This is a genomic window from Sulfuricurvum kujiense DSM 16994, assembly GCF_000183725.1.
Lineage (GTDB): Bacteria > Campylobacterota > Campylobacteria > Campylobacterales > Sulfurimonadaceae > Sulfuricurvum > Sulfuricurvum kujiense.
This window is the reverse complement of the sequence record NC_014762.1, coordinates 954,401-974,714: the sequence shown is the minus strand read 5'-3', so window position 1 is coordinate 974,714 and position 20,314 is coordinate 954,401. Positions and strand designations below refer to the sequence as shown.

The 20,314-nt window shown below is 44.1% G+C and carries 19 protein-coding genes; 9 read left to right on the top strand and 10 right to left on the bottom strand.

Annotated features, from left to right (window positions below; genetic code table 11):
* The first annotated feature begins 6 nt into the window (after positions 1-6).
* The 5 genes from SULKU_RS04890 to SULKU_RS04870 are packed head-to-tail and all read left to right on the top strand — an operon-like array spanning position 7 to position 5,320.
* Positions 7-813, top strand: coding sequence for a CheR family methyltransferase (locus SULKU_RS04890; RefSeq protein ID WP_013459827.1), 807 nt, complete (start codon positions 7-9; stop codon positions 811-813).
* A gap of 5 nt (positions 814-818) precedes the next feature.
* Positions 819-1,634 (top strand): hypothetical protein, encoded by an 816-nt coding sequence (locus tag SULKU_RS04885; protein ID WP_013459826.1) that lies wholly within the window; start codon positions 819-821, stop codon positions 1,632-1,634.
* Between the two features lie 2 nt (positions 1,635-1,636).
* Positions 1,637-2,545 carry a hypothetical protein gene (locus tag SULKU_RS04880; protein WP_013459825.1) on the top strand — a complete coding sequence of 303 codons (909 nt, stop codon included), beginning with the start codon at positions 1,637-1,639 and terminating at the stop codon, positions 2,543-2,545.
* A complete protein-coding gene (locus SULKU_RS04875; RefSeq protein WP_013459824.1) occupies positions 2,542-3,588 on the top strand; it encodes a protein-glutamate methylesterase/protein-glutamine glutaminase in 1,047 nt (348 codons plus the stop codon). The genes SULKU_RS04880 and SULKU_RS04875 overlap by 4 nt, the downstream gene beginning before the upstream one ends.
* Positions 3,589-3,592: 4 nt before the next feature.
* Positions 3,593-5,320 carry a hypothetical protein gene (locus SULKU_RS04870; protein ID WP_013459823.1) on the top strand — a complete coding sequence of 576 codons (1,728 nt, stop codon included), beginning with the start codon at positions 3,593-3,595 and terminating at the stop codon, positions 5,318-5,320.
* 17 nt (positions 5,321-5,337) lie between these two features.
* On the opposite strand, the gene nspC is transcribed toward SULKU_RS04870, so the two are convergent.
* The 3 genes from nspC to SULKU_RS04855 form a co-directional block, all read right to left on the bottom strand.
* Entirely contained in the window at positions 5,338-6,483 is a 1,146-nt protein-coding gene (gene nspC / locus SULKU_RS04865; protein WP_013459822.1) for a carboxynorspermidine decarboxylase, read from the bottom strand.
* A 124-nt stretch (positions 6,484-6,607) separates the two neighbouring features.
* Complete coding sequence (arfB, locus tag SULKU_RS04860) at positions 6,608-7,030, bottom strand: alternative ribosome rescue aminoacyl-tRNA hydrolase ArfB (RefSeq protein ID WP_013459821.1); 423 nt, start codon at positions 7,028-7,030, stop codon at positions 6,608-6,610.
* A 14-nt stretch (positions 7,031-7,044) separates the two neighbouring features.
* Positions 7,045-8,421, bottom strand: a complete 1,377-nt coding sequence (locus SULKU_RS04855; RefSeq protein ID WP_013459820.1) for a DEAD/DEAH box helicase — start codon at positions 8,419-8,421, stop codon at positions 7,045-7,047.
* Positions 8,422-8,537: 116 nt separating this feature from the next.
* On the opposite strand from SULKU_RS04855, the gene SULKU_RS04850 reads away from it, so the two are divergent.
* The 3 genes from SULKU_RS04850 to SULKU_RS14320 all read left to right on the top strand — a co-directional run bounded on the left by SULKU_RS04850 (position 8,538) and on the right by SULKU_RS14320 (position 12,102).
* On the top strand, positions 8,538-9,746 hold the full coding sequence (locus tag SULKU_RS04850; RefSeq protein WP_013459819.1) for a putative glycoside hydrolase: 1,209 nt from the start codon (positions 8,538-8,540) through the stop codon (positions 9,744-9,746).
* An 87-nt stretch (positions 9,747-9,833) separates the two neighbouring features.
* Positions 9,834-11,075 (top strand): EAL and HDOD domain-containing protein, encoded by a 1,242-nt coding sequence (locus tag SULKU_RS04845; protein ID WP_013459818.1) that lies wholly within the window; start codon positions 9,834-9,836, stop codon positions 11,073-11,075.
* Between the two features lie 103 nt (positions 11,076-11,178).
* Positions 11,179-12,102, top strand: coding sequence for a GGDEF domain-containing protein (locus SULKU_RS14320; protein WP_013459817.1), 924 nt, complete (start codon positions 11,179-11,181; stop codon positions 12,100-12,102).
* Here the strand turns inward: SULKU_RS14320 and SULKU_RS04835 are convergent.
* Genes SULKU_RS04835 through SULKU_RS04810 form a run of 6 tightly spaced genes read right to left on the bottom strand, consistent with a single transcriptional unit; the run spans position 12,099 to position 16,494 of the window.
* Positions 12,099-12,875 carry a TIGR02757 family protein gene (locus SULKU_RS04835; RefSeq protein ID WP_013459816.1) on the bottom strand — a complete coding sequence of 259 codons (777 nt, stop codon included), beginning with the start codon at positions 12,873-12,875 and terminating at the stop codon, positions 12,099-12,101. The two genes, SULKU_RS14320 and SULKU_RS04835, sit on opposite strands and share 4 nt — an antisense overlap.
* Positions 12,872-14,140 (bottom strand): RNA polymerase factor sigma-54, encoded by a 1,269-nt coding sequence (locus SULKU_RS04830; protein ID WP_013459815.1) that lies wholly within the window; start codon positions 14,138-14,140, stop codon positions 12,872-12,874. Before SULKU_RS04830 ends, SULKU_RS04835 begins: the two co-directional genes overlap by 4 nt.
* 6 nt (positions 14,141-14,146) lie before the next feature.
* Complete coding sequence (gene lptB / locus SULKU_RS04825) at positions 14,147-14,869, bottom strand: LPS export ABC transporter ATP-binding protein (protein ID WP_013459814.1); 723 nt, start codon at positions 14,867-14,869, stop codon at positions 14,147-14,149.
* Positions 14,862-15,272 carry a tRNA (adenosine(37)-N6)-threonylcarbamoyltransferase complex ATPase subunit type 1 TsaE gene (gene tsaE, locus SULKU_RS04820; RefSeq protein ID WP_013459813.1) on the bottom strand — a complete coding sequence of 137 codons (411 nt, stop codon included), beginning with the start codon at positions 15,270-15,272 and terminating at the stop codon, positions 14,862-14,864. Before tsaE ends, lptB begins: the two co-directional genes overlap by 8 nt.
* A complete protein-coding gene (trpD, locus tag SULKU_RS04815) occupies positions 15,269-16,249 on the bottom strand; it encodes an anthranilate phosphoribosyltransferase (RefSeq protein WP_013459812.1) in 981 nt (326 codons plus the stop codon). The genes tsaE and trpD overlap by 4 nt, the downstream gene beginning before the upstream one ends.
* Positions 16,246-16,494 carry an RNA-binding S4 domain-containing protein gene (locus SULKU_RS04810; RefSeq protein WP_013459811.1) on the bottom strand — a complete coding sequence of 83 codons (249 nt, stop codon included), beginning with the start codon at positions 16,492-16,494 and terminating at the stop codon, positions 16,246-16,248. Before SULKU_RS04810 ends, trpD begins: the two co-directional genes overlap by 4 nt.
* 282 nt (positions 16,495-16,776) lie before the next feature.
* On the opposite strand from SULKU_RS04810, the gene SULKU_RS04805 reads away from it, so the two are divergent.
* Entirely contained in the window at positions 16,777-18,570 is a 1,794-nt protein-coding gene (locus tag SULKU_RS04805; protein ID WP_013459810.1) for a sensor domain-containing diguanylate cyclase, read from the top strand.
* 1 nt (position 18,571) lies between these two features.
* Here SULKU_RS04805 and SULKU_RS04800 read toward each other — a convergent pair whose 3' ends face one another.
* Positions 18,572-20,311: a YgiQ family radical SAM protein gene (locus SULKU_RS04800; RefSeq protein ID WP_013459809.1), complete on the bottom strand. Its 1,740-nt coding sequence runs from the start codon at positions 20,309-20,311 to the stop codon at positions 18,572-18,574.
* Between the last annotated feature and the right edge of the window lie 3 nt (positions 20,312-20,314).

Below are 20,314 nucleotides of genomic sequence, written 5' to 3'. Positions count from 1 at the left end.
CAATATGTGTCTATACCGATATTAGAAGATGCAGAGTTTCGAACTTTCCAAAAAATTTTTTTTCAAGAAGCCGGAATCGACTTAAATGATAAAAAGAAATTATTAGTACAAAGTAGGTTGCTAAAACAGCTGCTTAAATACAAATTTGAAACCTATACCGAATATCTCCGTTTAGTACAGATCAATCAACTCGAAAAAGTGGAAATGATTAATCTTTTAACCACCAACGAAACCTACTTCTTTAGAGAAATGGAACATTTCGAGTTTTTACAAAAAGAGCTGATTCCCACCTATCCGATCCATACAAAATTTCGTATCTGGAGCGCAGCCACGTCCGTCGGTGCGGAAGCATACAGCGCCGCTATGCTTTTGGACACGATGCTAGATAAAAACAAATGGGAGATAATCGGAACGGACATCAATTCCGATGTGATTCAAAAAGCAAGAGTAGGTCTCTATCCTGAAAGCTGGGTTGAAAAAATCCCCGCCTATCTACGTAAAAACTACTGCCTAAAGGGAAAAGGGATTAACGAGGGTAAATTTTTAATTGACCGCTGCTTAATTCCGAATATGCGATTTGAAGAAGGCAATTTGCTCAATATCCCCAGTGATTTCGGACAATTTGATTTGATTTTTTTACGTAATGTATTAATATACTTTAATGACGCAACAAGGCAAAAAGTTGTGGATGGTGTTATGGACCATCTTCTGCCCGGCGGGTATTTTTTTATTTCTCATACCGAAAATTTAAATATGATAAATACAAATGGACTTGAACGGATCAAAACTTCCATATATCGCAAACAAGGATAACACGAATGAAAAATAAAAATATAAAAATTGCTGTAGTTTCAAGTAAAGGGGGAGTGGGAAAAAGCACCGTTTCAATGCAGCTGATCGCCCCATTTTTATATGAATTAAATAACAAACAACCGGTCTATTTTTATGAGTTTGATGATGAAAACAATGATTGTCTGAGCTATGGCGACAGTAAATTGACAAACCGAAAAATCGTTGAAGTCTCTTCTCCTATTTTACATGAAGATATAACCGAGATGTTTTCACGAGACGAAATCGCTTGTTTTGATATCGGCGGAAATATAACGACGACAGTCGTATTAAATGCGTTCAATGAAAGCGGAATGATACATTTTGTCGACTTAGTGGTCATTCCTCTCCTAGACGGCGAACAAGACGGTATAAATGCCGTAGTAATCTATTCGATTTTAAAAGATATGAGGCCCGATTTAAAATTCATTTTTGTTCTCAACCGTGCTAAAAATCATCGCTATATCGAATATCAGTTCGATAACTTTTTCGGAGATGTCAGAGGCATTTTTGAAAACAACAATTCGGTTATGAACTGTGTCATTGACAATGATCATAACTATCTGGTGATGCTGGATGACGATATCATCAAATACAGCCGAAGATTCGGATTAACGATCTATGAGATAGCGCATCAGAACAAAGATTTTATCTCCCTGCTGAAATTGAACATGGCGAATCTCAATCAAGAGCAAGAGGTCAAACTGAACAGTTTTAAAAACTACATTAAAAAAACTTCAGACACTTATTATGAAAATGTGCTAAAGTTAGGATTTAGCAAACTAAAGTCCATTTTGGAGCAGTGAATATGACAACCAAGCAACATAGTCACTACCTGCAGTTTTTAGCACAAAATTATAATATCCTTTTATTCAGTGAGAGGCACTATGAAGCATACGATAAATTAGAAACTTTTTTTGAAAGTGCAATCCAAAGAAATCTTCATGATTCCGAACTTGAAAATATTAATATCACGCTAATAACAAATAAAATCGAAGTGGTTATTCTAGACTCCACAGAATATGCCGCTCAGGCTAAATTATTTTATAATGCTCTCCAAGCGTACAGTAACCGAATCGTCGTGCTGACTATCATCAATAGACATATCAACGATGATATGTTGGATTTAATAGAATGGAGCGACCATATCATTTTTGATAATTTCTCCTTCAATGAATTAAAAGGGAGACTGGTTCAGGTACTGAGTACTTTTTATGCCGTTTTATCGATCGGCCGCAGAGATATCAGTTTAAAAAACGGTTCGGCGAGTGTTAACACGTTAGTTAATTTTTTAGACCTTTATGAGGGAAGTTCATTATTTATCGTCGATGAACTGACCGAATTAAACCAAAAATTGAAAGACGGTGAGTTATCGAAAGAACTGCTGTCGCAAATCGGGAAAAAATGCTATGAAATAGCCGATATCTTTTCAAAAAATGAATTTATTAAAACCGCATCTACATCATTTAAAGGGTTGGGTGACTTTTTAATCAATTTGGATTTGACAACCGTAAAACCAGAGGGGCTGAAAGCATTCGATTATTTATGTGAAATCATCAGCGATGTAAATAAAAATTTAATGGATATGTTCGTAGACCGGATTTTTCAGGATGTAAATATTTTTGAACACTCTTTAGAAAACAATATCGAATTTATGAAACTAAATCTTTTTCCGGAACAGACGGAAGATAAAAGCCAATTGGATTTTTTTGAATGATTAAAGTATTTGTCATTGACGATTCCGCCGTTGTTAGAAATGCCTTTAAACGAATTTTCGAAAAAGCCAGCGATATAGAGCTGATTGGTCAAGCAACCAACCCTGTCGATGCATTTAACGTTTTTAAAACCGTAGGGCTTCCGGATGTTTTTATCTTGGATATCGAGATGCCTAAAATGGACGGTTTGGAGTTTTTACAGCTGATTAACCGGCAAAAGCCGATCCCGGTCATTATCTGCTCTACGATGGCCGGTCCGGGAAGCAGTGCGGCTATCGATGCGATGCGGATGGGAGCCGTCGATGTCGTTCATAAGCCGAATATCAATGTGGGTAAATTCTTCGACGATGCGACTGAGGATTTTTTAGACAAAGTAAGAGCCGCTTCGAAAGCAAAAGTTCGTTTCAACTCACGCATTGCTACCCGAAAATATACCTTATCGGAAGAAGAGTACGGAAAGAATTCTGCCCTTCCCGCATCCAAAAAAATCGTCGCTATCGGCTCATCCACAGGAGGCGTTCAGGTCATCGAAGAGATTGTTCAGCATTTAAAAGTAAACCACCCGGCCATCGTTATAACCCAGCATATGCCTCCGGGATTTACCAAATCGTTTGCGGATCGTCTTAATTCGTTAGTCCCCCATTCGGATATCAAAGAAGCCTCGCAAGGAGACAAACTGCTGCCGGGGCGTATCTTGATCGCGCCGGGCGATCTTCATATGGAAGTCAAAAAATCAGGTTTCGGCTACGAAATCACATTAAAGGATTATCCAAAAGTCAGTTCCCACAAACCAAGTGTTGACGTACTGTTTGCTTCGATGGCTAAAGAAGTCGGTCCGATGGGAGTAGGCGTTATCTTAACAGGTATGGGAGAAGACGGTGCCAGTAAGTTGTTAGCGATGAAAGAAGCAGGTGCACTTACCTATGCGCAAGACGAAAAATCTTGTACTGTATACGGGATGCCAAAAAAAGCGGTGGAATTCGGAGCCGTTAAAAGCTCTCTCTCAATCTTAGAGATTGCCGATATGATTAATAATTTGAGATAAAACCATGAAATACTCTCTTTTAATATTTAGTAGCGAAAACGAATTTCTTCGTAATGTTTTCGCATCGGACTTTGAAGTAAATGTCATAGACAAGTCTCAACCGCTGATAGATCAGATCCGGCACATCAAGCCGCAATTGCTGATTATAGATGAAGAGATCCTTCTTTCAGAAAAAGATCAACATTATTCAGACCTGACCAAAGACAAAGTCTACCATGATCTTCCGGTAATCGCCTATTACAGCGGGCAGGATGAAATCGCCCGACTCAAACTCTATCAATTTAATGTCAAGGGAATCATCCAAAAAGGGTGCGAATCTAAACGTTTTCTCGAATGCGCCCATAATGTTCTCGCACGTTCCAATCCGCACGTAGGAAGCGAAAGAGACAAATTTATCAAAGCATTCATAAGCTATGAAGACGGACGCTCTATTATCATCGATGCTCTATATCTGGCAAATTATCTGCTGCGCTATTATCGTATCGATGCTGAAAATGCTTCCAATGTCAGGCTTGCCGTTATCTTATTGACCATCGGACTGAAAAAACGGAAGACTCTAAAGGTATTGCAGCTCATACAAAGTTTTGATTTTTCTCCACTATTAATCGACTATCTTAAAAACTACCATAAACCCAAAACCGTAGAAGAAAAAATCATTATCGCCGCAATGACGCAAATCGAATATGACAACAAGAACCCTCTTCTAGCCAAAGCGTACGAATCACTTGAAGCGGAAATTATACAGACCACAAATGATGCTGTCGAGCACCATAAAATTTATATCGCCTGTGCTCATGACATCTACGTTTTTGTCATGCGCCTTAATAAGATATTGGGGGAAGCGAGCGGAGAAATTGAAAAAATTGAAAAATATATTTTGCATCTGAGCGACATATTGTTTCATACGTTGGTAAAGTATGGGAATTTCTATGCACAAATCACCGTCGATGATGGGGCTTATTGCATCGGCGCAACACTGGAAAGCGAGTCTCTCCCTTTCGATGAACATACAACATCCATGCTTACTTGCTATTGTGAAGATAAAAGCATTGAATTCCAAGTCAGCAAATATAGCCTTCTCGCCTGTATGAAGTTTGATGGAAGTGATGACAATACTTTCCCAACGAATAATGCTCCATCCACTATATTTCCCGAAAGTGATCCGATAGCATGTAGCGTAACATCAGCACTTGCCGATACCGGACAGCCTGAATGCAAGCAACGGCAGGTTGATATGGGCTTTATCAATTGTATGCATTATGAAGATCATCAAAAAATTACCGCCAAAGCGTTTTTAGAAGAGTTTGAATACGATACCGCATTAATAGACGATCTGAATGAAAATGAAAATGATGCCAAAGATGCGTTGTATTTTGATGAAAACCTTACGGCATCTGTTCTCGATTCCGTTATTGTCACTTTTGTCCACTACACCCATATTTTCAATGAAACGATAGAATTTAGAGATCTTGCTTATTCGGTCAATTCGTTGATAACCCTGCTACAGTCGATCGATGTGGAAAGTTTAGAAGAAACTAAACAAAAAACTTTGAAAACCTATTTAACAGGTATTTTCGATAATCTTGCAAACTGGAAAATGCATATTTTCATTGCACAGGACTGTCCGGATATCCATTATCTTGATGCCTCTTTGCTAAGTGACTGTGCACTCGTCGAATCGCTTTTCACCACCGTCACGAATGAAGATGAAAGCGAACTGGAGTTTTTCTAGCCGAACTTTTTTATGTCTCAGGAGAGTCGGTTCCGATAATCTTCATAACCGAATGCATGGACCATTTTGAGCTCTCCCTCTTTGGTCCAAATTGCCAGAGAGGGGAGTTTGATTCCGTTAAACGTCGTATTTTTGACAAATGTATAATGAATTTGATCTTCGAAAATGATTTTGTCCCCCACTTTCAGCGGCTCATCAAACGAATAATCTCCCATAATATCCCCCGCTAAACAGGTATTTCCGCCGAAACGGTAGGTATGCGCTTTCTCTCCCGCCTCCCCCGAACCACGTACCATTGCACGGTACGGCATCGCGAGGGTATCGGGCATATGCGCTTCGGCAGAGGTATCGAGAATCGCGATATCCATTCCGTTACGGACGATATCGAGCACCGATGCGACCAGCGGGCCCGTCTGCCAACCGACGGCTTCGCCCGGCTCGAGATAGACGGTGATATCGTTATGACGCGCTTTAAACGCACGGATCACGTCGATCAGACGCTCCACATCATAATCGACTCGGGTAATATGATGCCCTCCTCCGAAATTGACGTATTTGAGTCCGTCGATAAATGGGCCGAATTTTGCTTCAAACGCTTCGAGAACCCCCTCCAGCGCATCGACATTCTGCTCGCAAAGGGCATGAAAATTAAGGCCGTCGAGTTTACCGACGATACTCTCATCGAAATTAGCCAATGTCGTCCCCAAACGGCTGTACACTCCGCACGGATTATACAAATCGACGGGTGAAGAGGAGTACTCCGGATTGACACGAAGCGATACCGAAATATTCGGATTAATTGATTTAACACGATCGTAATAGCGGTGAAACTGCGCAGGGGAGTTGAATACGATATCGTCGCTGATACGGGCGATTTCGTCGATATCCTCGTCTTTAAAAGCCGGAGAGTAGGTATGGACCTCTTTGTTCATCTTCTCGCGCGCGAGCTTCGCTTCATGCAGTCCGCTGGCTGTACATCCGTGAAGGTATTTTGCCACGAGCGGAAACGTCGACCACATCGCGAACCCTTTGAGGGCGAGGATGATTTTTGCACCCGATTCTCTCTGCACCCGCTCCATCACTTGCAGATTTTTTTCTAACAAAGCCTCTTCGCAGATATAGCACGGGGTATGGGGTAAAAGGGAGAAATCGATAGTGCTCATGGGAATTCCTGTAGAGGGAGTTTTAATGACGTGATTGTAGCACAGAGTTATTTCCGAATCGAAACCCTCTTATAAAAAAGCGTTTAAATATTGTGACGCAGTTATTCTTGCAAAGAAAAAAAACTCACCCTTCCCCGCCGCTCACTTTCCCCCGCATCTTTTTAATATTCCCATGCTTCGTCTTACTGTCCATCCGTCTTTTCTGCGAATTTCGGGTCGGTTTGGTCGGTTTACGCTTTTTCTGCACCACCGTGACGCTTTTGATCAGTTCTTTGAGCCGCTCCAATGCCGCTTCTTTGTTCTCTTCCTGTGAGCGTGATGCTTGGGATTTGATGTTGATGATCCCCTCTTTCGTAATACGGTGATCGGTGATCTCTAAAAGCCGTTCTTTGTAAAAGTCGGGAAGTGTCGAGGCGTTGATATCAAAACGCAGATGGATAGCGGTGGAGACTTTGTTGACGTTCTGCCCTCCCGCTCCTTGTGAGCGGATAGCGGTTATCTCGATCTCAGAGTCGGGAATACTAACGGTGTGGGAGATTTGCAACATTAAAACCCGAGAGATTATCTCCCCCGTCCGCCCGATTTTTTCGGCGAAGGTTTTTTAGTGTTTCCAAAAGCGCTGTCTCTGCCTGAAGCACTCTTACCGGCGGGTTCGTCACGTGCGACACGCGGTCCGCGCTTGCCGATGAATTTCGGCTGTACCGGCTCTTTTTTGCGTTTGTTTCCGAACGCTCCGGCGGTTTTCCCTTTTTTCTCCCCCTCTTTCGAGAGGCTTTTACCCCGCGTTTTGACCAATGCGTTATCGGCTGGCGGTTCAAACCCCGGAACGAGTACCGTTTCGACGTTTTTTCCGAGCATCGTGATGATTTTCTTCCATGAAATATGCTCTCCAGATGAAAGAAGCGTTATCGCCAGCCCCTCATTACCTGCACGTCCCGTACGACCGATACGATGAAGATAGTCGGTCGATACATGGGGAATATCGTAGTTGATAACAACGTCGAGTCCCTCGATATCCAAACCGCGGGCCGCGATATCGGTCGCGACAAGAATACGGGCAGACCCTTCACGAAATTCGCTCAATGCACGATCCCGTGCTCCGTGCTTTTTATCGCCGTGGATGACGGCATTTTTCAATCCGCTTGCGGTGAGTTCGGCGCTAACCTCGTCCGCTTCGGTTTTGGTACGGGTAAATACAAGTACCTGAGGATAGTTGTTAGAGCCGATCAAAAATGACAACAGCTCCTTTTTACGCTCTTTTTCCACCGGATGAACCACCTGACGTAATGTCATATCGGCGGCTTTGAGATTATCGATCTCAACCAAAAGAGGCTTTTTGAGAATTTTCTCGCTTAATTGTTTGACCGCACCCGTCATCGTTGCCGAAAAGAGCATATTTTGACGATTAAGGGGAAGAAGATCGATAATCTGCCCCACTTCGCGGATAAAGCCCATATCGAAAATCGTATCGGCTTCGTCAAATACCAGATATTCGATTCGCGACAGCGGAACATGTCCCTGCTTATTCAGCTCAATCAGACGTCCCGGAGTAGCGACGATGATATCGACCCCTTCCGATAACTCTTTCGCCTGACGTGCCATATTGGCACCGCCGTAAAGGGCAATACAGTTAAGTTCAAGTCCCTCGGCATACGAACGGATCGCTTCTGCCACTTGGGACGCGAGTTCTCGTGTCGGAACGATGATCAGCGCCCGGGCACTGGCTTGTCCGGATTCAGAAGAAGCGTTTAGTTTTTGAATGATTGGAAGAGCAAATGCGGCTGTTTTACCCGTCCCCGTTTGTGCCGCTCCGAGGATATCGCGTCCCCGCAGTACAAGCGGAATCACCTGCGCTTGGATCGGAGTCGGCTCACTGTACCCTTTTGCGCTTAATGTCTCTAAAAGATGGGCACTAAGCCCTAAAGTCGTAAATGACATAATAATATTACCTTTTTGGTATCGTATTCGAAAATATTACCATTTTATCGCTTCATGCCTGCTATTTATGGACTGTTTTTTGCTACGATACCATAATTATTTTACAGGGGACAGAATTGAGAGCATTACTTGTATTAGCCGCATCTGCAACATTGAGTTGGGGGGCTTTCATCAGTGGAACGGTTTTAGATAAAACAACCTCAAAACCGATAGCAAACGCTATCATTATTTCGCAAAACAAAGAGTACAGAAGCGACTGTAACGGTTTATTTAAAGTTCCCTCTTCCCCAATTATCGGCGTACGAGCGGTAGGTTATGAGCGAAAGTTTTACAAAAGCGGCGGAAAAATGTATTTGAAGCCGTTTAATCCCAAAGCACTTTACCTTTCAAGCTTCGGGGCTACCAGCAGTAAAATCATGGGGAATGCAAAACATTTGCTTGAGACAACAGAGATTAACGCGCTGGTTATCGATATGAAAATGGATCGCGGTCAAATCGCGTTTAAAACAACCAATCCGACCGCCAACGCTATCGGAGCGCAGGAAATCGTTTTATTCAAAGATGTTAAAAAATTTGTTGCCGATTTGCATAAAGAGGGGATCTACGTCATTGCCCGTATCGTCTCGTTTAAAGATACCCCGTATGTAACCGCTCATCCGGAGATGGGAGTTCGTACTAATGACGGGGGCTTATTTAAAGATAAAGAGGGACTCTACTGGATCGACCCTTCACGCAAAGAGCCGCGCAATTATATTATCGGTATCGCCGCCGAAGCGGCTGCGGCAGGATTTGATGAAATCCAATTTGACTATGTCCGTTTCCCCGATCGTAAAGGGGTAAAATTTTCGGTCGAAAATACGCAAGCCGAACGGGTAAAAGCCATTGCGGGATTTTTGGAAGAGGCACGGGAAAAACTCACTCCGTACAACGTCTTTATTTCAGCCGATATTTTCGGATATGTCAGCTGGCATAATGCCGATATCGAGATCGGGCAACGTGTCGATGCCCTCTCGCCGTATGTCGATTATCTCTCGCCGATGTTATATCCGTCGGGATTTAACGCTGGAATCCCAGGCTATCCCGATCCGGTAAAAGCCAATTATGAAATAGTCAAACTCTCTCTCGATAAAGCGCTGGAAAAATCGGGGACATCGCCGTTGGCCTATCGGCCGTGGCTGCAAGCCTTTCGTGATTACGCCTTCGACCGACGGGTTTACGGAGCAAAAGAGATTCGTGAACAGATTGCCGCAAGCGAAGCATTCGGAAGCTGTGGATGGATTCTTTGGAATCCTCGAAACGTCTACAGTTCAGAAGGGCTAAAATAAAAATTATATAAAACTTTTCCACTAGTATTAACGTGATTAATGCCTATGCTATAATAAAACAAACTAAAACATTATTTGGGCATTATCATGAAAGAAGAGGATATTTTTATCGGTCGCCAACCCATTTTCGATAAAGAAGGCAAATGTGTCTCCTACGAACTTCTTTATCGAAGCACACTGGATTCAAGTGTTGCGGTATTTTCGAATAATGCCAATGCTACCGCACGTGTCATTTTAAACCTCATTCATAATATTGGGCTCTCTTCCATCATCGGCAATAAAATCGGATACATAAACGTCGATGAACAAATTATTCTAAGCGATGTTTTTTTATCCCTTCCTAAATCAAAATTCGTATTTGAAATTTTAGAATACACAAAAGTCTCACCTGAAGTTATTGAAAAAATAAGCCATTTGCATACGTTAGGATATCGGTTTGCACTGGACGATTTTGCCTGCGACGATGAAAATATTGAATATTTCAAGCCTCTTTTCCCCTATGTCGATGTCATCAAAATAGATTTGCTCGCGACCACCGACCTTAGTATCGAAGCAATAGCGAAAAAATTCAACGCACTTAATGTTAAGTTATTGGCTGAAAAAGTAGAAAATTTAGAGATATTCGAACGGTGTAAACATGCCGGGTTTGATTTGTTCCAAGGCTATTTTTTCGAAAAGCCGAGCATCATCAGCGGTACCAAGATCGAACCCTCCGTCATTAATACGATTGATGTTATCAATACACTCTATGCAACGACCGATATGAATATCATCTGCGAAAAATTTTCTATCTATCCGGAACTCACTTTCAACCTTTTGCGTTATATAAATTCTGCCGAATTTTCTTTTAGACAGGAAATAACCAGTATAAAACAAATTCTCAATCTGTTAGGGCCCTCAAGAGTTCGTTCATGGCTGGGGCTTTTTCTGTATTCGGGGGTACATAAACAAATGTTTCAGGAAGCGATCTTTGATGCCGCAAAGTTTCGTGCCAATATGATGAGAGAGCTCGTGAAAGCACAAAACAAACCCGAGCTGTGCGATGAAGCGTTTTTAACCGGAAGCCTTTCATTGATTGATACCTATTTGCATCTTGAAATGTCCAGTATTATTGAAAAAATCCGTCTGAACAAACTAATTGCCGATGCCCTGCTAAAGCGTGAAGGATATTTCGGTAAACTGCTCCTAATCACCGAAAAGCTGGAGAAAAGCGATAATTTGGCCACATTTATTGAAACCTTAGCCCCAAAATTACAACTGAGTCCTTATCAGCTCTACAACATCTATTCAAAAGCTTACGAGTCTACCCTACACGAATCTCAAGAATAACGTCAAAATTCTGTCCGTGAAACTACTTCCTCTCAGATAATAATGCTACAATATATATTAATTGATTAGGTTTAGTACCTAATAAAGTTTTGCAGGAAAAATAATGGGTAAAACCGATAGCAAGAGTCAAATCATCTCGATTCATGAGCAAACGCTCAGTATGCTTAAAAGACTTTCTCTCCCCCCCTTCCCCAGCAATTACGAAAAATGTTTCAATGAAATATTTAATGAACAGGCGAATCAAGAACTTATCAATGAGCGAAAAAAAATCGAAACGGCTGCAGACACTGAATTAAGCCGGTATCTTGATATTGCACATCGTACCATTGCATCTTTTGTGGAAGCACATGCCGATATCTCACACGTTGCGCAGATGCAGGAACGTTATATCAACAAAGAAGCCGATGACGGTATCGTTCGATGTGCTAATTTTCTCGAAGGGCTGAGCGAACTCGGAAAAAATATGTCCGTTGAACTCAAAAAAGCTCAAAGCAAAATTGACGAACTGAGTACAGAGCTGAATGAGACGGTTTCATTACTGACTATCGACCCGCTTACGAAGGTTACAAACCGCAAAGGATTAATTGACGATTTGAACAACGCACTTCAGATCGGCAAAAATAAAGCGCTCTCTATCATACTGCTCATGATTGACGCCGACGACTTTAAATTGATTAATGATCAGCACGGCCATCTGGCGGGTGACAGGGTGCTCTATTTTTTTGCACAAAGCATTAAATCCGTTATTCGTCCCGGTGACAAAGTCTATCGATACGGCGGAGAAGAATTTACCGTCGTTTTGCATCAATCCGATAAAGAACAGGCTTACAGTTTAGCCGATAAGATTCGTTCCAAAATCGAACAAAGCCAATTGATATATTCGGGTAAAACCATAAAAATGACTGTGAGTGTCGGAGCTACCGTACATCATCAGGGTGACAGCTATGACGATTTTGTCGGCCGGGCGGATGACGCACTTTACCGTGCAAAAAAAGAAGGGAAAAACAGAACGATATTAATAGATTAGACCGGAATCTTTATATCTTCCGCTTCATTTTCCAAGAAGGATTTTTCCTGTCCTAACCGGTAAAGGGCAAAGTCGTATTTAACGGGATCATAGGGATCAAACTTTTTAAAGACTTCCGTAAGTTCAATCGCAGCTTGCAGATTGCATTGTGATCGTTTTAAAAGACCCAAACGGCGGGAAACGTTAAAAGTATGGGTATCAAGCGGCATAATCAAATCGCTCTGATCTACGCCCCTCCATAGTCCCATGTCGAGTTCGTTATTCCGTACCATCCACCGAAGATACATCATCCACCGTTTCATCGCTGAGGCTTTGGCTATGGAAGCTATCGGTTTTGTGATCAAAAACTCATACCCTTTGGAGCGGTAGGGATTAAGATCATAAAGAGTCGTAATCAACGCATTTAATCCTGGTATAAATCCATCGGTGTACCCGTCCATAAAAACTTTTTCGGCTCCCCCTGCCGCTTTCAGTGCGCGGAGGGTAATAAACCATTGTACGATATCTTCATTTGATTGAAAGCGGTAATATTTCCCCTCCAAGCGGCGGCGCAAATGTGCTTCATCCGCATCGATCAGATCCTGCTCCAGCGATGAGAGAAAAGAGACGATCGCTTTGGCATTGCCGTACGCGAAGAGCGCACAGGTAAGGGAGTGATGTTCCTCTTTAAAACGTCGTGCGACCATTAGAGGATCGGGGCGCTCATTGCAGAGTTCGTCAGCACAGTTGCGTGCTTCTACCTGTGCATCGAGATAGGCTTTGATATCTCTCAAGTGCGCCCTAAAAGATAAAGCTGCTTGCGCTCGCTTGAACCGGCTATGTTAAGCTGTTTACGGTATTTGGCGATGGTACGGCGAACCATCGTGATTTTAAACTTGTCCTGGATCATCTCGAGGAGTTTCATATCGCTGAGAGGCTTTTTATGCGATTCGTTTCTGACCAGTTCCGCAACATAGTCTTTGATCGCCGCATTGGAAACGTCTTCATCTATCGCTGTCGTGAAGAAATCTTTCATCGGGTAGATACCGCGGTCGCACGCGATGTATTTGTTGGCGATGGCCCGCGAGATCGTCGAAGGGTTATGTCCGAATTCATCGGCGAGGGTTTTGAGGGTAAGAGGTTTGATGGCACCGCCGATAAAAAAGTCATACTGATACTCGACAATCATCAGCCCGACTTTATACAGCGTCGCTTTGCGCATTTCCAACGCATCGACGAGACTTTTGGCCTCTTTAAACTTTTCGCGGACGAACGGATGGTCGACTCTGTACTCGGCATCGATGCTCACGCTCGGATAGTAACGGTCGTTTAATCGTACTTCAATCCCCTCATCGGGATCATTATAGATCATCAAATCGGGAATTACCTGCTGTGAATCTTCCAAGAAATCAATCGCAGGGGGATTTTTAAAACTTCCGATCACCCGCATCGCTTCATCGAATCCTTCCTCTTTACGATAGCGGCCGAGTTCATCCATATGGGTAATCATCTCACGGGCGAGCGAATAGGCCGTATCGTCGATGTCTGCAGACTCTAGCTGGAATAAAAACGATTCGCTCACCGACTTTGCACCGATTCCCACCGGTTCGACATGGATAAAACGGAGGCGAATTTTCTCAAATTGCTCTAGAGTGATCCCCTCATTCCGGCAAAAAACATCACAGTCGCCTTCATAGTAACCACCCTCATCCAGGTTTTCGATGACATGCTTTGCTATCAGCTGTGATACGGGCGTGGGAAAGAGTGAACCGTCAATCTGTTCTTCGAGAATGTCAAACAAACTTTTATGCTGAACCGTAAGGGCTTCAATCGCTTCGCTGTGGGAGTTTTGGACATAGCCGTATTGGATTTTTTTCGGAATCCTCGATTCAAAAGACTCTTCATACCCTGATTTGATATCAATTAGCGGGTTGCTCTCGACAAACGGAGCCATCGCTTCACCCAAATCGCTCAAACTCGACTGGAGGATCGGAAGCCAGTTGCGAAGGGTATTGGAGAGCTTGTTTTTTAGCTCGACGCTTGTTTTGACCCGTAACATAAGGTGTTAGAACTTAAACGACTCACCGAGATAGTGCTGACGCACATCCGGGTTGTTGGCAATTTCATCGCTTGAACCGCTTGCGAGCAATTCACCGCTTTTGATAACATACGCACGATCGCATACCGCCAGTGTTTCACGGACGTTATGATCGGTTATCAAAACCCCGATACCGTATTCGACAAGCTGCGAAATTACCCCTTGAATATCCATCACCGCAATCGGATCGACTCCGGCGAACGGCTCATCCAAAAGTAAAAAACGGGGTTTGTTGACCAGCGCACGGGCAATCTCGGCACGGCGGCGTTCCCCTCCGCTGAGATTGATCCCGCGGCGGTTGCGGATCGGCTCGATGTTGAACATCTCGAGCAGTTCCTCTATCCGTTTTTCGGCCATCTCCTGATCCAATTTTCCCGCTTGAGCGGCGATAATAAGGTTTTCCTCGACCGTAAGATCTTTAAAAATAGACGCCTCCTGAGGCAGATAGCCGATCCCCATCCGCGAACGCTGATGCAGCGGCAGGCCGGAGACATCTTCGCCGTCGATGTAAACTTTCCCGCCCGTTGCTTCGACAAGACCGCAAACCATATAAAATGTCGTTGTTTTACCCGCACCGTTAGGCCCGAGCAATCCGACAACCTCTCCGGTACGAAGATCCATGCTGATTCCACGGACGATTTCGTGGTTTTTGATCGTTTTGACCAAATTCTCAATTCTCAATTCATGCATGCTGCACCTCATAACATCGCGATTGCTCATCGCATTTGGTAATTTTTAAAATCACAGTCTCAATAGCGGCACGTTTCAGCCACGCGACAAGGGTTTCATCTCCCCATTCGATCAGATGGTACCCCTTGCGTTCAAGCTCTTCCATCATCCCCAGTGAAAGAAACTTATCAAATCCGTAGTTGTACAAATCATAATGGTACAGTTTATCGCCGTAGCGCTGTTGGAGCGAAAAAGTAGGAGACGTCACCGCATCCTCCATTCCGAGATACCGCGCAAAAGCCTGAGTCAGGGTCGTTTTCCCGCTTGCCAAGTCTCCTTGCAAAATAACCACCCCTCCGTTTGGAAGTTCATTCGCAATGCGCTCGCATAACGGTGTTAGTTCATTCAGAGCCAGCTTCATCATAACTTTGAAGATACCGATACGATTTGTTTGAGTTTTTCTGCCGCCTTGCCGCTTAAAAGTCCGTCTCTGGCAATCTCAAGCGCTTCTTGAACATCACGTGCCATCCCGTCGGCGATTAGAGCATACGCCGCATTGATCAACACCATATCCCGTTGAGGATCGGTAGCACGGTTTGTGAGAACATCTCTGAAAATTGCTGCGTTCTTTTCGACGTCACCGCCCAAAATCGCTTCGAACGGAGCTTTTTTGATCCCAAAACTTTGCGGATCGATCTCAAAATATTCGATAGCATTATTTTTTAATCGCCCGGCATAAGTGATATCGCTGATGCTGATCTCATCCATTTTTTCGCGTGAGCTGACCACGATCGCTGACGTCATTCCCAGTTCACGTGCCGCTTCGGCCATTTTCGGAACGAACACCTCATCAAAAACCCCGAGAAGAATTTTAGAAAGGCCTACCGGATTAGTCAGCGGCCCGAGGATATTAAATATGGTTTTCTCCGGAATTGACCGGCGTATCGGCATAATGAATTTCATTGCCGGATGGTGATATTGGGCAAACAAAAAGGTAAATCCCGTCTCTTCGAGAAGCTTTGCGCTGTTATCCAGACTCAAATCGAGTTTCACGCCCAGATGTTCTAATACGTCGGCACTCCCCGATTTGGAAGTGATGGAACGGTTGCCGTGTTTGGCGACGTGCGCTCCGCATGCCGCCAGGAGGATGGAAACGGTGGAACTGACATTAAAACTGCCGCTTTTGTCTCCCCCCGTCCCTACGACATCGATCAGTTTGGATTTAAGCTCCGAAGCAACGTCCAAAGCCAGAGCGTGACGTTTCATCACTTCGGCTGCCGTTGCGATCATGGAAGAGGGGGTATCGGCATTCAGAGTGAGTGAGAGCAAAAACTCCCGCATCTGTTCATCAGACATCTTATGTTCGAATAGTGCTTCGAAATCGGACTTCGTAAAATTCATGAAAGTTCCTTAACATAAAGATGCTGCTGTGATTTTGGAGTCGATTTGATCGTCGGAATCGCCAAAACTTCGTACTTCATCTCTTTATCAAGATAAATCAAGGTGATAATATCTCCGACTGCCACATTTTTAGAAGGCTTAACCGCTTTGCCGTTAATATAGACGACCCCCTCTCCGATCATATCCTGAGCGACGGTACGGCGTTTGGTCAGATTGACCGAATTGAGAAATTTATCGATTCGCAAAATTATTCCGTTTACTTTATTTTTGAACGTCAACGAAGCTATGCCCCGTTTGGCCGTATTTACCTCCTCGGCAATGACGGGCCGGATGACTTTTGTAGGTTTATTGTAGGTAATGAAAGCTAAAAGAGAGGTAAGAGCGCAAAAATTGTTCCAAAAACTACCGGTGTTAAAAAAGAGGGAATTTTTTCATAAAAAAAAGTCTCTGTGATTTATGCTATACACGACATTTTTCAATAGAATACAGCTATACTTATGGCTAAGCAATTATTGAGGATATATCCAATGGGCCAAAATAGAGATGTCTACTTGTCACTTAAAGAAGAAGTCATTCTCTCTCCCTATGAATACGGTGTCATTCTTGATATTCAACAAAACATTTACGAATTGCTGATAATCGGCCATAATCAGCAAGAGGTTCTTGAACGGCTTTGTTTCTTAGCTGAAAAACTGCTTCCCAACTCCGTAGCTTCCATTATGCTCCTCGATCCTGAGAGCGGACTTATGAATGTCATATCAGCCCCTTCGATTCCCCCGGTAGGACATGAAGCGCTTCAAGGGCTGAAACCGGGAAACGGCGGAGGATCATGCGGAAATGCGGTCTATCACAATGAAGCCCAATATGTTCATGACACAAAAACGGATAAACGATGGAGCGATATCCGTCAAATAGCTTTTGATTTTAATTTATGTTCATGCTGGTCCATGCCGATTCGCAATCAATATAAAGAAGCAATCGGGAGCTTTGCACTCAGTTCGTTTGAACATCGTTCCCCTTCCGATTTTCATAAACGTTTGCTTGAAATATGCGCATTTATCGTTAATATGGTGTTAAAACGTACCGAATACGAGGCTCAAATCGATACTCATCAGCAAAAGCTCCTTTCCCTCGCCTACTTTGACCAGCTCACCAATCTCCCTAACCGCCAAAAAATCGTAGACGATATGGAAGAGAAAAAACCGAAAGCATGTGTCCTTTTTAATATTGACGATTTTAAAGAGGTAAACGATTTTTTCGGTATCGATGCGGGTGATGCCATTTTGCAGGAAGTGGGGAAATGGTTTAATGAAATGAATTTTTCCCCTTATCGGACGGGGGGAGACGAATTTGCCATACTTCTGTATGATGATTTGACATGGAAGACCCTCAAACATAGAATCACGACGCTGATGTCTTTGTTTGAAGAAAAAGTTTTTGTCGTCGGAGATGAAGTATTAAGTATCCGAATGACGGTAGGTGCCGCCATCGGAGAGGGGAAACTCCTCACCCGTGCCGATATCGCATTGCACCGGGCCAAAGAGAAAAAAGTTTCCCTCGCTCTGTATGAGCAAGAAGAGAACATCGAAGAGACCTACCGCACCAATATCGCCATGACGGCAACCATCCGCAAAGCATTAGCCAACCAACGGATCATTTGCCATTATCAGCCCATCGTCAATATGGCGACCGGAAATATCGACAAATACGAAACACTTGTCCGCATGGTTGATGAAAACGGCGAGCTCATCCCTCCGATGAAATTTCTTCCGATTGCCAAAAAAACAAAACTCTATCCTCAAATTACCCGCGAAGTTGTTTATCAGGCATGCACCCTCTTTTCCAATCGCAGTGAGCAATTTTCGATCAACCTCTCCGACAGCGATATACGCGATCCCCATACCGTACAAGAGATTATCAACACTATTATCCAAACCGATACCGCATCCCGCGTAGTATTTGAAATTTTAGAGTCGGAAGGGATCGAAAACTATGACGAAGTGGCCCGCTTTATTACACAGGTAAAAGCGTTGGGGGCAAAAATAGCGATTGACGATTTCGGAACGGGCTACTCCAATTTTGAAAATATCCTCAAACTCGGAGTCGATTATATTAAAATCGACGGTTCCCTCATCAGCGGAATCAGCAGTAACGAACGCCACCGGATTATTGTCGATACGATTATCGATTTTGCCGATAAAATCGGGGCGGAGACGATTGCCGAATTTGTCAGCGACGAATCGATCTACCGCTCCATCAAAATACACGGAATCGATTATGCGCAAGGATATTACACCGGAAAACCGGAACCGTTAGAGTAATTTAACTCGCAAACCCGCTTTTAAAACTCTCTTTGGCGACGACGATCTGTTTTTGCTTCTCTTTTCGCGCCGTATCTTTTTCGACGAAGATTTTTTTGCGGGTTGCGGGATCCATCTCAGTGTAATACATCACCGCCGAATAGGTCCCCGGTGTCGGGGTAAATACTTGGGCCTGTTCGGGATTCATCTTCAGCTCTTCACTCGTAAAACGTTTCAGATCGTGCATATCTTTCTCGGTGCATCCCGGATGGGCGGCGATGAGATAGTAGGTCAAGAACTGTTTTTTTCCCTCTTCGCGGTTTAACTTATCGTAGAGTTTTTTGAAATCAACGAGAGTCTGTTTTCCCGGTTTGTTCATCAGATGCAGAACATGTTCGGAGGTATGCTCGGGGGCGACCTTCATCTGTCCTGAGATGTGATGACGCACCATCTCTTTAAGATACTCGTACCCCTGCCGTTTGTCCTCGTTGATGAGATCGTAGCGCACCCCCGAAGCGACAAACGCTTTTTTGACCCCCCGCACTTCACGCAACCGTCGCAGAAGATTGATAACACGGGTGTGATCGACCTTCATCGATTTGCACAGATGGGTATCATCGACACACCTCTGATGATCACACGTACCGTGTTTAAGCTTTTTATTGCACTCATACCCGTACATATTTGCCGTAGGACCTCCGACGTCGCTGATGATCCCTTTGAAATCTTTGTACTCGGTAAATTGCGTTGCCTCTTTTAAAATCGATTCTTCACTTCGGGTACGGATGGTGCGCCCCTGATGAACACCGATGGCACAGAAATTACACTCTCCCCAGCACCCCTGATGGGTCATGATGGAGAATTTGATCGTCTCCAGACATTTGACAGAGCCTTTCGGACGATGGTAGGGGTGCAGTTCCCGGGTAAAGGGTAGAGAACTCACTGCGTCCATCTCAGACTCGTCCAGATAGTCGGCGGGAGGGTTTTGGATCGCATAGCGCCCGTCTACTTCCTGACACAGCCCTTTAGCGGAGATCGGATCGTTGTTATTGTAAAATGTATCAAACAGATCGATATAGCGCTCTTTGTTATCCAAACATTCCTGATGCGACGGCAGCTTCAAATATTCCTCACGCGGCTCTTTGGCGATATAACATACGCCTCGGATATCGTTCGGCGATTCGCCTCTCTCCAGCGCTTTTGGCAAGGCGATAATCGCCCCTTCCCCCATTCCGTAGATCAGATAGTCGGCTTTGGAATCAAACAAAATCGGTTTGCGCAGTTTGTTCGTCCAGTAGTCATAATGGGTCACACGGCGCAAACTCGCTTCAATCCCCCCCAGGACGATCGGGACGGTGTTTTTAAAATGTTTACGGATCAGGTTGGTATAGACCAGCGTCGCACGGTCCGGTCTGGCATTGTTGACACCGCCGGGTGTATAATCGTCGCTGTTGCGGAATTTTTTGGTCGCCGTATAGTTCGAGACCATCGAATCGACGCTTCCGCCGCTCACCCCCCAAAACAGTTTCGGCTCCCCCAGACGCATCACATCGTCGGTGTTGATATCGGGTTGTCCGATAATCCCGACACGGTACCCTTCCCGCTCCAATATCCGCCCGACAACCGCCACACCGATAAACGGCGAATCGATATAGGCATCGCCTGAGATCAGGATAACGTCGCATCGGTCCCAGCCTCGCTCATCCATTTCTGCGCGTGTTGTGGGTAAATAACGGAGATGTTCGGGTGTAATAGTTTTCATAAC